At 61.8% G+C, this 13,840-nt stretch carries 10 protein-coding genes and 2 pseudogenes; 8 read left to right on the top strand and 4 right to left on the bottom strand.

What is annotated here, in order from left to right; all coding sequences use genetic code 11:
* Window positions 1-71: 71 nt before the first annotated feature.
* A pseudogene (locus NKJ23_RS04940) lies at window positions 72-758 on the bottom strand (sugar phosphate isomerase/epimerase family protein); the annotation flags it as partial.
* Between the two features lie 765 nt (window positions 759-1,523).
* On the opposite strand from NKJ23_RS04940, the gene NKJ23_RS04935 reads away from it, so the two are divergent.
* The 7 genes and pseudogenes from NKJ23_RS04935 to NKJ23_RS04905 form a co-directional block, all read left to right on the top strand.
* The gene (locus NKJ23_RS04935) at window positions 1,524-2,711 is read left to right on the top strand and encodes a magnesium transporter (RefSeq protein WP_352678694.1); all 1,188 of its coding nucleotides are present in this window, start codon (window positions 1,524-1,526) and stop codon (window positions 2,709-2,711) included.
* 490 nt (window positions 2,712-3,201) lie between these two features.
* The gene (locus NKJ23_RS04930; RefSeq protein WP_352678691.1) at window positions 3,202-4,476 is read left to right on the top strand and encodes a tetratricopeptide repeat protein; all 1,275 of its coding nucleotides are present in this window, start codon (window positions 3,202-3,204) and stop codon (window positions 4,474-4,476) included.
* Window positions 4,473-5,297: a FecR family protein gene (locus NKJ23_RS04925; RefSeq protein ID WP_352678689.1), complete on the top strand. Its 825-nt coding sequence runs from the start codon at window positions 4,473-4,475 to the stop codon at window positions 5,295-5,297. Before NKJ23_RS04930 ends, NKJ23_RS04925 begins: the two co-directional genes overlap by 4 nt.
* A 15-nt stretch (window positions 5,298-5,312) precedes the next feature.
* The gene (locus NKJ23_RS04920) at window positions 5,313-7,361 is read left to right on the top strand and encodes a CHASE2 domain-containing protein (protein ID WP_352678687.1); all 2,049 of its coding nucleotides are present in this window, start codon (window positions 5,313-5,315) and stop codon (window positions 7,359-7,361) included.
* Window positions 7,362-8,092: 731 nt separating this feature from the next.
* Window positions 8,093-8,338, top strand: coding sequence for a type II toxin-antitoxin system VapB family antitoxin (locus tag NKJ23_RS04915; protein ID WP_023678723.1), 246 nt, complete (start codon window positions 8,093-8,095; stop codon window positions 8,336-8,338).
* Complete coding sequence (locus tag NKJ23_RS04910; RefSeq protein WP_352451707.1) at window positions 8,338-8,766, top strand: type II toxin-antitoxin system VapC family toxin; 429 nt, start codon at window positions 8,338-8,340, stop codon at window positions 8,764-8,766. The genes NKJ23_RS04915 and NKJ23_RS04910 overlap by 1 nt, the downstream gene beginning before the upstream one ends.
* 157 nt (window positions 8,767-8,923) lie before the next feature.
* A pseudogene (locus NKJ23_RS04905) lies at window positions 8,924-9,552 on the top strand (IS5 family transposase); the annotation flags it as partial.
* A 51-nt stretch (window positions 9,553-9,603) separates the two neighbouring features.
* Here NKJ23_RS04905 and NKJ23_RS04900 read toward each other — a convergent pair.
* The 3 genes from NKJ23_RS04900 to NKJ23_RS04890 are packed head-to-tail and all read right to left on the bottom strand — an operon-like array spanning window position 9,604 to window position 12,074.
* The gene (locus NKJ23_RS04900; protein ID WP_023722251.1) at window positions 9,604-10,395 is read right to left on the bottom strand and encodes a sugar isomerase domain-containing protein; all 792 of its coding nucleotides are present in this window, start codon (window positions 10,393-10,395) and stop codon (window positions 9,604-9,606) included.
* A gap of 36 nt (window positions 10,396-10,431) precedes the next feature.
* Window positions 10,432-11,202 carry a GntR family transcriptional regulator gene (locus NKJ23_RS04895; protein WP_352678684.1) on the bottom strand — a complete coding sequence of 257 codons (771 nt, stop codon included), beginning with the start codon at window positions 11,200-11,202 and terminating at the stop codon, window positions 10,432-10,434.
* Window positions 11,199-12,074 carry an ROK family protein gene (locus tag NKJ23_RS04890; protein ID WP_352678681.1) on the bottom strand — a complete coding sequence of 292 codons (876 nt, stop codon included), beginning with the start codon at window positions 12,072-12,074 and terminating at the stop codon, window positions 11,199-11,201. The genes NKJ23_RS04895 and NKJ23_RS04890 overlap by 4 nt, the downstream gene beginning before the upstream one ends.
* 447 nt (window positions 12,075-12,521) lie before the next feature.
* On the opposite strand from NKJ23_RS04890, the gene NKJ23_RS04885 reads away from it, so the two are divergent.
* Window positions 12,522-13,814 (top strand): ABC transporter substrate-binding protein, encoded by a 1,293-nt coding sequence (locus NKJ23_RS04885; RefSeq protein ID WP_352678679.1) that lies wholly within the window; start codon window positions 12,522-12,524, stop codon window positions 13,812-13,814.
* Window positions 13,815-13,840: the final 26 nt, after the last annotated feature.

Below are 13,840 nucleotides of genomic sequence, written 5' to 3'. Positions count from 1 at the left end.
CACCACCGTGCCATGGCCGCTCGCCCCTCAGAGCAGGCGCCGTTCTCTCTCCAAAACTTTTTGCAGAACCTTCAGCACACTATCTTTTTTGCCCCGGCCAGGCATCCGGGCTGCCCATTGCAATAACGGGGTCCGATTTCCATGATGAGGACGGTCCCCGGCAAGAATACCAACTCGCTGAAGATGTCATCCATTCGATATCGCCCCAGCCGAGAGGCATGTGCAGGTCACCTATACCCAGCGCTGCATCCTCCTGCGGAAGGTAGGTTCCGTGGAAGCCCTTCCGGCGCCCGAAGAGTCATGGACATGCAGGTGCCCTGCCACCGACGCCATGGCCCGCAGCTGGTCGCGGAAGTTCAGGCCGCGATGGGTGGATAAATCGATGAAAGCCACAAGGTTGGGATGGCCGACCGTCTTCACCCTCTGCGCCACCTCGGCCGGGCTCTGCCGGCACTGACTTGGTTCCATGGCGAAGAGGTTCTCAAAGGCGATATAGGCCTTGCAGAACTCGGCAAGCGCGAACAACGCTTCGCGTTCGCGTTCCTCGAAACCGGCACGATCGAGAACCTGACCGGCGCGAAAATGCCCACTATGCTGGACAAGCACCCGCGCATCGATCCGATCGCACAGTTCGACCAAGGCCTTGGCGGCATCAATCTGGTAGGTCAGCCCGCCGGGTCCATGAGGTTCGATGAGACGACGCCGTGAACCGCATAGAGGAAATCGAATTGGCTGGTCAGCACGACGAGCTTTTCGGCTCACTCAGGGATGAGCGAGACTCTCCGACCCGCCAATGGCAGAGATTGAGTAAAACCTGTGGCGATAATGTTGCTCATATGCGTCCCCGATGACGGGCGGCCAAGAATACCGGGCCGGTCCGGATCACTATAGGTTAGATGGCAATTGCTGAACGGATGTCACTTTCGAAACGAGTCTTCGTTCGCCCCCAGGTGCGATCGAGCGGTCTACCGCTGTGATCAGTGGGCCTACATTAACTCGGATCGGACCGCGACGAGTTCGAGTCTCATAAATCAGACTGCCTGCCCTCAAACCTGCAAGCTCTCAAGAGCACCTCTCGTTCCTGACACACTTCATACAGAGAATCCCTTTCTCAGGCTAAATTACGGTTTCACGCAAATCACCTTGTCATCGTGGCGAATTAATCAGCCTCCAGAGCTGGAGGAACTGGCAAGATGCGCGGCATTAGGCAAATCAATTCGACCGCCGGAGGCCCTGCCGTTGCAGAGTTTCCGGGTTTGAGTTTCATTGCTGCAGCGTGCTCGCAGATCCCAGGAAAAGACCAGTGAAGTTCGCAACACGTTGAATTCTCGGCGACACGCAGAGGTTACAGCCCGCCTTTATGTACGCCGCAACGGCTCAGATCTGTCTGGGTTCGGTCCACTCGGCGCCCGAGAGGCGAAGATTTCGGGATCAAGGCGCTTGAGCCACTGCGCGCCAGACAGAGCGATCCGATCCGTGTCATACTGTCAGGCAAGACACTAGCAAATTGGGGGCGGCGGCAGATGAAAGAAGAGGACGACGTTCAGAAGCTGGTACGCACGCTGCGTGCTCGAGCACCTGATGACGCGGCTGAATTGCTGGCCCGAGAATCTCCCGAGTTCATCCGGGACACACTAAAGTTGTTGCCGGACAGGCACGCCCGTAAGGTGGCGGAGCATTTGCCGCCGCATATGCGGCCTGTCAAGCCTGATGCCGGTGGCAAGGACCTTGCGATCCCGGAGTCGCTCGTGGAACTGATGGACCCGATTCCCGCCAGCGTTCCTGTCGGGACGACGGTTGCTGCCGCAGTGGAGGCCGTCAGACGCACCCAGGTGCCAACCGAGCTCACTTATCTCTATGTTACGGAGAGGGGCGACAAACTGGTTGGCCTGGTGGTCCTGCGCGATCTGATGCTGAGCGAACCGGACGCGACGGTCGATCAGATCATGCTGCCCAGGCCGTTCGCCCTTAATGTCGGTCTCTCTTTGAGCGATGCATGCAAGGCGGCGGTACGCCGTCACTACCCTGTCTATCCTGTGGTAGACGCAGAGAACCGGCTGCTCGGGCAGGTTCGCGGCTGGCGGCTGTTCGAGCAGCAAATCATCGAGATTTCCGCCCAGTCTGGCCAGATGGTGGGCGTCCAGAAGGAGGAGCGTTCTTTTACGCCGCTGTTTTCAGCCTTCTTGAAGCGGCATCCGTGGCTGCAGCTGAACCTGCTGACGGCCTTCATGGCCGCTTTCGTGGTCAGTTCGTTCACAGGCACGATCGAGAAGATCGTCGCACTGGCGGCGTTCCTCCCGGTCTTGGCCGGGCAGAGCGGAAACACCGGCTGCCAGGCACTGGCTATGACGCTGCGTGGCCTTGCCCTGGGGGATGTGGACAAACGACCGAAGCTGCACCTGGTGATGCGGGAGGGCGCGCTCGGGATTGCCAACGGCGTGCTCGTCGGTCTTGTGGCGGCTGCGGCGATGTGGTTCTACGCCTCGCGGCAACCGGAGTCGGCGGGCCAGGCGCCCATGCTGGCACTTGTGATCCTGCTTGCCATGTCCGGATCGTGCCTCATGTCCGGAATCTCCGGCGTGCTGATCCCGTTGGGCCTGCGCCGGGTCGGCGCCGATCCGGCGGTCGCTTCGGCGATCTTCCTCACCACCGTGACCGATATCGTAGGCATGGGCCTGATGCTGGGGCTGGCCACCATGCTCGTGCTGTAGCAAGGGCGGGTCCGGTGACGCGTCCCTGGGGGTCGGGGGCGATAAGCTGACCTCGTCGCGTTCAACGAAATTGCGAAGGCCAGCACGCAATCGCCCAGGCCATTGCGGAAAGCACCTTCCGGCAGCTCTCCGTCCGCTTGCGCAACGCGACGGAAGACCTTTGGATGAGCCGTGGGTGACCTTGAAGCCTCATTCGGTGACCAGATACGCGCAGAATCGCGCAAACAATATTAATCTTGTCGGCTGTGCGATCCGCCACTGATGATGATTTGAGTTAGTTGCCACTGGTGCCGAATACTTAAATTATGTACAGCAACGCTGAGAAGATGTTTTGACAGCCAGCGCAGCCGAAATACGAATTAACCCGATAGTTTGTTGCGCCGCTGCAACAGCTGCTGAGACTCGCATGGTCTGGTGACAGTTCAGTCGCCTTTTTCTTGGAGTCGTGCTAAATCCTTCGCACTAGTCGGGTTTGGGGTGGGTTCTCGGCATGCAATCTTCGTTTCGAACGATCTTCGGCTTCGCCGCGGCGCTGCTTTGTACCGGCGTATTGCCGGCCGGCGCACAAGGTCTTTTTACGGCCTATGACGATGCGTTTTCGGCCCGCATCGCCAGTCCGGCCGACAATGGAACGCTCGCTCAATTCGTCACGGTTGCCGTCAACGCGGGACAATACGATCAGGCGATCTCCTCGATCGAGCAGTATCTGATCAAATATCCCCGCGATGCGCGCGCCCGACTGGCGGCCAGCCGATTGTACTATCATGTCGGCTCCTATGAATTGGCCCGGCGGCAGGTGCAGTACGGCATCGAAGTCGGCGGCCTGAGCGCAAGTGAGCAGCAGGAAGCCGTTCGCCTGCTCGCCCGCATCGAGCGCGCGTTGCGTGGCGTCACCTGGGAACTCGCCCTGACCGGCGGCGTGTTCAGCGCATTTACCGATTTTGAGCCCGGCGGGGCGCAGGACGACGACAGCTTCGTCTCCCCCTATGGGCGGGCGGAAGGCTTTGTCCGGTGGGACCTCGGCACGCCAAGCGCCGACGCTCTCGTTCTTTCAGGGTCGTTGACGGCGACACAGCGCTTTTTCACGGAAGACCTGTCGGTTCCGGGTAGCGAGGAGACCTTCATCCACGGCAACGCCGCGATCACCTGGGACAAGGGGCTGCCGAACAGTGGGATCGATTCGCTGCGCCTGTTGCTTTCGGCGTTCACAGTTACGGATCGTTTCGACAGCGATATCCACGAGACCGGCATCGGCGTCAGTGGGCGCTTTCTTGTGCGCCCGACGGTCGAAATGACGCTTTTCGCAGGCGGCGGCTACATCGATCTAAGCGCCTCGCAAGGCATTTTCGCCGATAGCAGGGTTTTCTATGAGGCGGGCGGCAGCTACCGCTTCCGCAATGGCCAGGCGCTCGGACTGCGGCTGGTCGGCTCGAATGACTTCGCCTCCGGATCTGGCGAAATCGGCCACAGTTACACGGGCGAGGTCCGCTATGGCGGCCTGTTGATGAACGTACCGGATCTTTTCGCATGGTCGCACCAGATCGCCTTTTCGGCCGGCCACAGCAACACTCCAGATCTGTCCGTCGGCATCGGCACAAATATCAAGAGCGACTTCTGGCGCATTGCCTCGGAAAGCGATTTTCAGCTGTCGGAGGCGCAGAAGATCAGCGTCGATCTCGCCTATCGTGAAACCAACTTCGACATCGCCAACCGCGACCGAAAATCGTTCGAAATGCTCATGAGCTATACGTTGACGCTCAATTGAAAGAGGCCGCGATGAGGACCCCGTACCGTCAGATCGCCATTTTTATCGCCTGCCTTGCCTTCGCGGCACCATCCGCCGCTGAGACGGTCGGGTCGATGACGGCCTATCAGACCAACATCGTCCGCAACAACGCCGGGACAATGAACGTGGGTGCCGGCGTCGAACTCGGCGACCAGCTGCGCAGCAATCCCACCGGTCTTGGAATGCTGGTGTTCCGGGATGAATCGAGCGCCAAGATTGGTCCGAACACCAGCCTGACGATCGATGAATTCGTCTACAATCCGGGCTCCGGATCGGGAAAGATCGACATCGGGATGAACAGCGGCCTGGCCCGTTTCTATGGCGGCCAGGTTTCGAAAGGCGGCGTCATGCAGGTCGCGACGCCGCATATGGTGCTCGGGGCCAGAGGCGGCATCATCGAAGTGCTGGTGGCAGCCGGCCAGACCGTGGGCATTCTGCGCGCCGGCCGCATGACCTGCACGATCAATGGCAAACGGCTGGTCATCACAAACCCGGGCTACGCCTGCACATCGGAAGATGGCAAGCTGCTGACCGGCTACGGCGGAATCGACACCTTTCCGATATTGGACAGCATCGACCGGATTGCCGGCACCGGCCTGCCAGGCGCACCGGGTCCGGGACTGGATGTAAGCGCGCTTTGTGCGTCGGCACTCGGCGGCTCGCTCAAAATCTGCGACTCCACCGACGGCGCATTGCCAGGAGTGGTCATGGAGTTCCCCGACACCCCAACGCCACCTGTGGGCGGCGGCGTGAATAAGGGCGAGTGTGAGGGTGAGGGTTGCTGCTACTACTGCGAATAGGCCTGGCCGCACGACATGAGCCTCTTGGTCGGTTGGCGCTGGGCTGATTGGCGGCAAGCTGCCAGGAGTAAAATATCCGGCCTTTTGGTCGTGCTCCTGCTGCTCGCTTGCCATTTGGCTTTTGACGGGCCGCTGTCGCGCCTGCGTGAGCGGACGTACGACTTCTACCAGTTTCTCGCTCCGCGCCAGGCGACGAGCAATCCTGTCGTGATCGTCTCGATAGACGACGCCAGCCTCAAGGCACATGGGCGATGGCCCTGGAACCGGGGCCTCTTGGCCGATCTGGTCGATGGAATCACCAAGTCCGGCGCCGCGGTCATCGGGCTTGCGCTGGTGCTGCCCGAGGCCGACACCTCGCCTGAGGGCATCGCCGGAGACAAGCGCCTGGCAGCGGCGCTGGCCAAAAATCGAACGGCGCTTGCTGTCAGCCTGGGCAACGAGGCGACGGTTTCAGAAGCAGGGCCCAAAGCCGGCTGGTCGATCGTCGGACAGGTACCCGACACACTTCCCGGCTTCGCCGGCCTGACCGGCTCGCTTGCCGAATTCTCCAACGCCGCCGCTGGCCTCGGCGTAATTCGCACCTTGCCCGATCCCGACGGCGTACTGCGCCATGTGCCGCTGCTGTGGCTTCGCAATACCGCTCAAGGCGTGCAGCTGTGGCCGTCCTTCGCGCTCGAGCTTCTGCGCCTTTACGCCGGGCAGGACGGCTACATAGCCCGGATGAATGCCGCCGGGTTCGACGCACTCAGGATGGCCGGCGCCATCGTGCCGCTCGAGCCGGAGGGGAGCATCCGCCTCTGGGAAACCGCCACGGATACGCCCCGTATATCTGCCAGCACTATCCTTTCGGGCGGCAGTGATCCGCGGCTGCGGGACGCCATCGCCATTGTCGATCTGTCGGCCGTGGGACTGACGCAGTACCTGCCCACCCCGACGCGTCCAGCGCGACCAGGCGCGGACATCCACGCCGATGCAATCGCCCAGTTGCTTGCCGGGCGCTACCTGGCAGAGCCAACGCACGCGCGTACGGTGGAGCGGCTCTGGTTTGTCCTCAGTGCCGTCATTTTCATCGGACTTTCCGGAGTGCTCGCCGGGCGTGTCGTGCTTGGTGCCCTGGCTCTCGTGCTGCTTGCCGTCACGCCGTTCGTGTTCGGCGCTCTCGAATACAGCCTGCAGGGTGCACTCTATGACCCGCTGCAGCCGGCGCTTGCGACGATCCTGGTAGCCGGCTTCGAAGGCTATGTTCTCTACAGGCGCAGCGAGCAGCGCCGGTCCACCCTGGCACGGCAGTTCGCCCAGTATCTGTCGCCTTCCGTGGTGCAGCGCCTCGCAAGCTCAGACACCGAAGCGATCCTGTCCGGCGAGAAGCGCGAGATCACAATCCTGCTCAGCGACATACGCGGCTTCACGACGATGAGCGAACAACTCGATACCCAGGAAATCGCAAAGGTGGTCAACCACTTCCTCGGCATTGCGACCGATGAGATCCTCAAGCGCGACGGCACCATCGACAAGTTCATGGGCGACGCGGTGCTCGCTTTCTGGAACGCGCCGCTTGATCAGCCGGACCATCGCGAGCGCGCGCTCGACGCGGGCCTTGCCCTGATCGAACGGGTGAAGCGTGAAGACGCCGCCTTCAGCGCGGACGGCCACCCCTCCATCGCAATCGGCGTCGCCATCGAGACCGGCATTTGCTCGGTAGGCAATTTCGGCTCCGAACGGCGCTTCGATTACACCGCGATCGGTTCGCCGGTGAACCGCACGGCACGGCTCGAGTCGACGACCAAGAAGCTGGGCATCCCCCTGGTGCTTGGTCCCGGCTTTGCGGCAGGAGCGCCGATGCCGGTCGTCCAGGCGGGCGCCTTTGAGCTCCAGGGTTTCAAGGGCGAGGTGCCGGTTTTCACCGTTCCGGAGATGCAAGCTGCTCACCAAAGTATGAGCCGCGAAAAAGAAGAGAGCCAACGTGGTGAGCAATCTGGCGCCCCTGCCGTGGTGGTTGGTTCGCCGCCATCCGTGCAAATGGCACCGCCTGATCTTGCACCCCGAACCCGAAGCACACGCTGACCGGATCCAGCGGATCGCAGGGGTGCCGACCTGCTTTGTGGACTAATACTGCTGGGGAGGCCTAGGTGTCATCAAACGGCCCTTTAATTGCGGGTGGCTGTCAATCCGGATCAGCGCGACAGCCGATGAGACGCGGATAGACGGCGAAGGGATCCGTCGAGGTAACCCCGGCAATGATTGTCGAGGCCGCCGAATTTTCGAGCGAGAAGATAGGCGGTGTTATCCAGTTCACCACGAATGGTTCGCCGGCGCCATCATGTGGAGGCAGCGCGTGGTTCAGATTGTTTATCCTCGCCGCCGGATCATGCTTCGGGATGTTCCCAAGAGCATCCAGCCGTAGCACTCCCCGAGCTGCCCTAACGAGTGAGTTCGCTGGGCCGGGATTATGGCCGTTATGACCTGACGCAATCGATGCAGCTGGCGCTGGCCTCGTCGGGCGCGTGGGCGGTCTATCGACATCAATCGGTCGCCGCGGATGTTGGGATGCGCATGCGTCGGCGCACGCAGCGTCGATACGCCTTGGGCATGTGGGCGTTGACAGTGACATGGCCGGAGCGACGTGTTTCAGACGCCGAGCAATTCCAAGGACTGAGCACCAGAACCGAACCTCCCGACGGATTTTCGCGAGCTGCATTCCTCCATCCCCTCCTTATCAAAACCGCCGCTCGCGAATTCGCTGGCGAGTATATCTCCGGTATGATATACATATATCACTCATGAGGATATACAAAATGCCGCTCTTCATTCGCGATCCCGACGTCGACGCCATGGCCGTCGAGCTGCAGCACATTACCAATGCGCGCAGCAAGACCGAGGCCGTCAGAACCGCCTTGCGCCATGAGATCGAGCGCAACCGCGGCAGCGTCCCGCTGCGCGAGAGACTTGCCAAAGTCAAGGAAATGGCGCGGCGGATCGGGCCGGCCAACCCTGATTTCGATATGAAGAAATTCACCGACCAAATGTGGAGCGACGACTGATGTTCGTCGATGCCTCGGTGATCGTTGCCATCCTGAACGAGGAACCTGGCGCGGAAGAACTGGAAAAGCGGCTCGCGGCCGCGACCAAGCCGCTGTATATCTCCCCGCTCGTCCGGTTCGAGGCAGTCCAGGGTCTCGCGCGAGCATCGGCCGAAGCCATCAAAAAGAACGCCAAGCCCACGGCCGACATGCTGGCGCAAGCCCGTGATACCGTCGACGCCTTTTTGATCGAGATCGCCGGCAAAGAAATCATGATATCCGGCGACATCGGCGACCGGGCGATCGAAGCCAGCATGAAATACGGCAAAGCAGTCGGGCACAAAGCCGATCTCAATTTCGGCGATTGTTTTGCCTATGCTTGCGCGAAGGCTCACCGGCTTGCCCTGCTTTACAAGGGCAATGACTTTTCACAAACTGATCTGGCGTAAGGCTTTCCAGGCCTTGCATCGCGGCGCGAGAGCCGATGGGCCCTTTTGCATGCTCTGGGCGAATCGTCGTCTTTCATGGTTAAACGCAATATTACGAGGAACGTTCGCTGCAGCACTGGTTTTCTTCGGCACGATCACCGTCCAGGCACAGCGGGCAGACGGCATCTTCTGGGTGCTGCGATCGGGTGCGCCATGGCGCGATCTGCCAGGGGGGCGATACGGCCCACGCACCACCTGCTACAATCGCTTCGTTCGATGGCGGAAAGCAGGTGTGTGGGACCGCCTCATGGACGACATTACCAAAGCCCATGACGACAAAGTGCAGATGATCGACACCTCCGTTGTTCGCGTCCATCAGCAAGGCGCCACGGCCGAGATCATTGTCTCGGTCGTTCACGAGACGGGCTTACAACCAAAATCCGTGCTCTTGTCGACGCCCAAGGCAGGCCGATCAAGCTGCCGCTCACGGCAGGTCAATTGAGTGACATCGCCTACGCAGCGGACTTGATCAAGGATTTGCCCGAGGGTGCCATGCTGCTCGCCGACAAGGGCTATGATGCCAACGCCTTGCGCAATGCCGTCACCGAGCAAAAGGCATGGGCCAACATCCCGGCCCAAGGCCAACCGCAAGGACCCGATGTGCTTCAGCCCCTTCCTCTACAGGGCCCGCAACCTCGTCGAACGCTTCTTCAACAAGGCCAAGCAGTTCCGTCGCATCGCAACTCGATATGACAAGCTGGCAGAAACTACCTCGCTGCCCTCAAACTCGTCTCCGCCCGTATCTGGCTACGCGGTGATGAGTCTACGTCCTGGCGTTTTGCGTGCCCTCCCCGGTTGTCATTCGCCGCGCATGGTCGCCTGGAAGGTCGGCAGATGCTTCTTCTGTGCCTCGAGCATTTTCTCGCGATAGACGCCATAGATGACGTCGGTGTCGTGCAGTGTGACGCCGGCAATTGTCGGCGAGGCAAAAACCGGCAGTTCGATGCCGCGTTTCGACAGCGCCTCGGCGGTGCGGGCGATCAGCTCATGCGCCAGGATCATGGCAAGCACGGTCGACGAACCAGAGACCGGCCGGCTCCAGCCCTCGACCGGCACGATGGCATCCTCGATCGGCGAGCAGGTGTCGATGACAAGGTCGGCGGCATCGGCAAGCCGTTTGCCGGAAGAGTGCGTCGCCGGCTTGTCGAGATTGTTCTTGCTAGTTATCGCAACGACGAAGATGCCGCGTTTTTTCGCATAAAGCGCGGTGTCGATGCCGGACGAATTGCGGCCGCTGTGGCCAAAGATGATGATCGAATCGCCTTTGTTCAGCGGCTGGTGGTCGAGGAATTTCTCGGCGTATTTCTCGGTCCGCTCCAGCCACAGAAGTTCGCGCACGCCGCCGGCGCCGAGCACGTTATGCCACATGACACGCGGGTCGGTCAGCGGATTGAAGCCGACATAGCTGCCGTAGCGCGGAAACACTTCCTGGACCGGCAACACCGAGTGGCCCGAGCCGTAAAGATGAACCAACCCGCCGCTCTCGAGCGTGTCGGCAAAGCGGCTGGCCGCTTCGCCAAAGGCTTCGGCATTGGCTTTCGAGGCCTGTTCGATGAGGGCGGCAAGGCGAGGTATGTAAAGATCGGACACGTCGGTACTCCTGTTATGGGTCGGCTTGGGTATGGCTCAGCTTCTTGCGGTTGGCGCGGCGCGACCGGCACGCAGCGTCGAGCGGATTTCGTAGCGGTCGCCCCGCATCACGGAGACGGTGAATTCGAATGGGCCACGCTCGTCGGTGGTGATGCGCTCGACCACGAAAGCGGGGCTCCCCGCAGGCAGATCGAGCAACTCGGCATCCGCCGCCCCGACAGCGCCAACACGGTAGTTTTCGCGCGCCGCGACCGGCACGATGCCGTAATGGCGTTCCAACGCTTCGTAGAGCGAGCCCTGCAACAGGCCGGCATCGAGAAAGCCGGGCACGCGCGCGGCCGAGAGTTGCGCCGTCTGAATACCGATCGGTTCGTTGTTGCCGAGCCTGAGCCGCCGGATGCGCACGACCGGGTCGCCCTCCTCGATCTCCAGCGCTCCGGCCGCAGCGGCATTGGCGGTGGTCAGGCTGCAGTCGAGCAAGCGCGAGCCGGCGACCACGCCCATATTGCCCATTTCCTGCGTGAAGCTGGTGAGTTCGCGGGTGCCGGCGACCAGCGTGGTGGAGCGCACGAAGGTGCCACGGCCATGTTCGCGCCTGAGCAGCCCGTGCTCCTCCAGATTGCGCAGCGCGTGGCGCAGCGTGATGCGGCTCACCCCAAACAGCGCGCACAGTCTGTCTTCGGCCGGAATCTGGTCGCCAGTCGCCCACTCGCCACTCTTGACGATGGCGCGGATGGCCTCTTCCACCTGATACCAGAGCGGCTCGGGCCTTCGGCGGTCGGGCAGCTGGAAACTGACTTGGCTCATCTTATCTGCCTCCACTGTGCTCCGGCGAGACCGGCCAGCGAGGCGCCGACGAGACCGGCGCGGGAGCCGAATTCGCCGGACCGCAGCACGACATCGCGCAGATGCGGCGGCAACTGACGCCGCAATGCCGTAAGCAGCGGCGGCCCTATCACGTCCAGCGCATCGGCAAGCCCGCCGGAAATCAGGATCGCCTGCGGATCGAGCAGCGCGACCGCACCCGCAAGGGCAGTGCCCAGCCGGCGCGCCGGCAGCTCCAAGGCGTCAAGTGCGGCCGTCTTGCCAGCCCGCGCGGCCTCGACAAGCCTGCCGCCATTGGCCAGCCCGATCTGGCGCGCCGCGGCGTCGAACGCCCGCCCGGAAGCGAAGCGCTCCAGCCAGCCGCTGCGGTCCTCGCCTTCATCCTCGATATCGGCGCAGGCCCAGCCGAATGAGCAGGCGCCGCCCCGTGCGCCTGCAACGATGCGGTTGTTGGCCAGAACGGCGGAGCCGATGCCGGTGCCGATCGCCAGCAGGATGGCATCGGACAGGCCTTTTGCGGCACCTTCGACCGACTCGGCCAGCATGGCGATCTGCGCGTCATTGCCAACGGCGACGCGCAGACGAGGAAACAATGCCGCGATGTCGATACCGTCGAGATAGGGCAGGTTCGGAACCCAACGGCAGACGGAGCCCTCGACAAGCCCCGGCACCGCCAGGCCAAGTGCCTCGACCGGACCGGCCTCGGCACGCAACGCGCCGATACGGGCGACGAAGGCATCAAGGCTTGCCGGCGCAGGCTCGCGGCTCAGCATCTCCAGCCAGCGAACATCGCCGCTATGGATTGCGGCGCGCAAATTGGTGCCGCCGAGATCAATGGCGAGAACGCGTGTCATCGAGAGCGGCTCCGACTGGCCACCGCCCGGTCCTCGGAGCACCAGATCCACGACGCCACGGTGTCGTCGGCTCTGGTCGGCAGTGCGGTACAGACCCCGGTGCACGCGGCGCCAAAGCCGATCGGGCTGAGCGCAGCGTGTCGATGAACCATGCTCCGTCTCCCATTCGACATCGGCATTCTTTGCAGCGGCTCATTGTCATTATAACGACATGACTTCGACCGCAAGTGCCTTGCAGTATGTTCGGGCATGGCCAGCAGGGGAGTATCAGCTCGAACTGTATCAGCTAATTAATTGTTTTTGCAATGCAATGTCGCAGGCTTTGTGGACCGCAGTGAGAAAACGTCGCAACACCGGCAGGAGCTCTCGACGAAGATAGCGCTTGCATCGTTGCTTCAAGTTGTCATAACGTCATTGATATCGCTGTGCGGCTATGCGGAGGGTCGGATGTCTTTGGCTTGGATTTCGAAACTGGCACTGGCTGCAGGGTTGGTGGCCTCGCCCACCATTGGTTGGGCCCAATCGGTCAACATCTCCTATCTGACCCACTGGTCGCCCGAAACGGTCGCTTTGCTGGACGCCGCGGCCAAGGACTACGCCAAGAGCAATCCGGATGTGACCGTCACCGTGCGCGCCGTTCCCTTCGGCGATCTCCTGACGACACTGCGTTCCCAGGGCGGCAGTTCGGACGGGCCGACGATCGGCGGCATCTATGATTTGTGGCTGCCCGAACTGGCGCGAGACAAGCTGGTCGCGCCGGCCCCCGATGCGGTTGCCGGCGAGGTCAAGAGTGCGTGGCCGGCCGGTGTCGTCAGTGCGGCCTCTGTTGGCGCCACGCTTTACGGCATTCCAAACGAGATCGACGTCTATGCGCTGAACTACAACAAGGAGCTGTTCAAACGGGCAGGCATCACAGCCGCGCCGAAGACCTGGTCCGAATTGAAGGATGCGGCCCAGAAGCTGACCAGGAAAGATGCCGGCCAGCAAGGCTTCGGCATGATCAATTCCTGGGCGGCGGGCGTCGTCCATCCCTTCGCCTCGCTGCTGGTCTCCAATGGCGGCGAGCTGGTCAAGGACGGCAAACCGATGCTCGACACTCCTCAAGCCGGCGAGACTTTCCAGCTTTATGAGGACCTGATCAAGTCCGGCGCCAGCGATCCGGCGATGGCCACGGCCGACGCCAATACAACCGGCCCCTTCCTAGACAATTTCGTCTCCGGCAAGACCGGCATGATCATCATGGCCAACTGGTGGGAAAGCGCATTGAAGGGCGGCATGGGCGACAAGTTCTCCAATATCGCCACCGCACCCATCCCGGTCGGTCCGAGCGGCGACAAGCCGCACTCGATCTCCTATTCATGGATGACCGTCGTCAACGCCAATGCCGGTCAGGCCGAACAAAAAGCGGCATGGGATTTCCTGGTATGGCTGAACAGTCCGAAGTCCGGCAAGAACGGCGCATCGGCAATGTCGGATATTCTGATGTCGATGGGCATCCTGCCGACGCGGACCTCCGACATCGAAGCCCATAAGGACAAGCTCGGTTCCGAGTTCCTGTCCGGCTATGTCAGCGTGCTTGCCGACGCCAAGCCCTTCCCTGTCGTCCCGGGCGGCCAGGAGTTCAGCGAATCGCTGCAGCAGACGCTCGAGGCGTTGCAGTATGGGCAGCTCTCGGCCAAGGATGCGCAGGCGAACGCGCAGGCCGATGCCGTCTCGATCCTGGAGCGTGCCGCCAAATAGCGAAGGCGCTGTTTCGAGAGCCCGAC

The organism is Mesorhizobium sp. M0184 (assembly GCF_040322215.1).
GTDB lineage: Bacteria > Pseudomonadota > Alphaproteobacteria > Rhizobiales > Rhizobiaceae > Mesorhizobium.
Note: the sequence above shows the minus strand (reverse complement) of the source record. Positions and strands in the feature narration are given on the sequence as shown.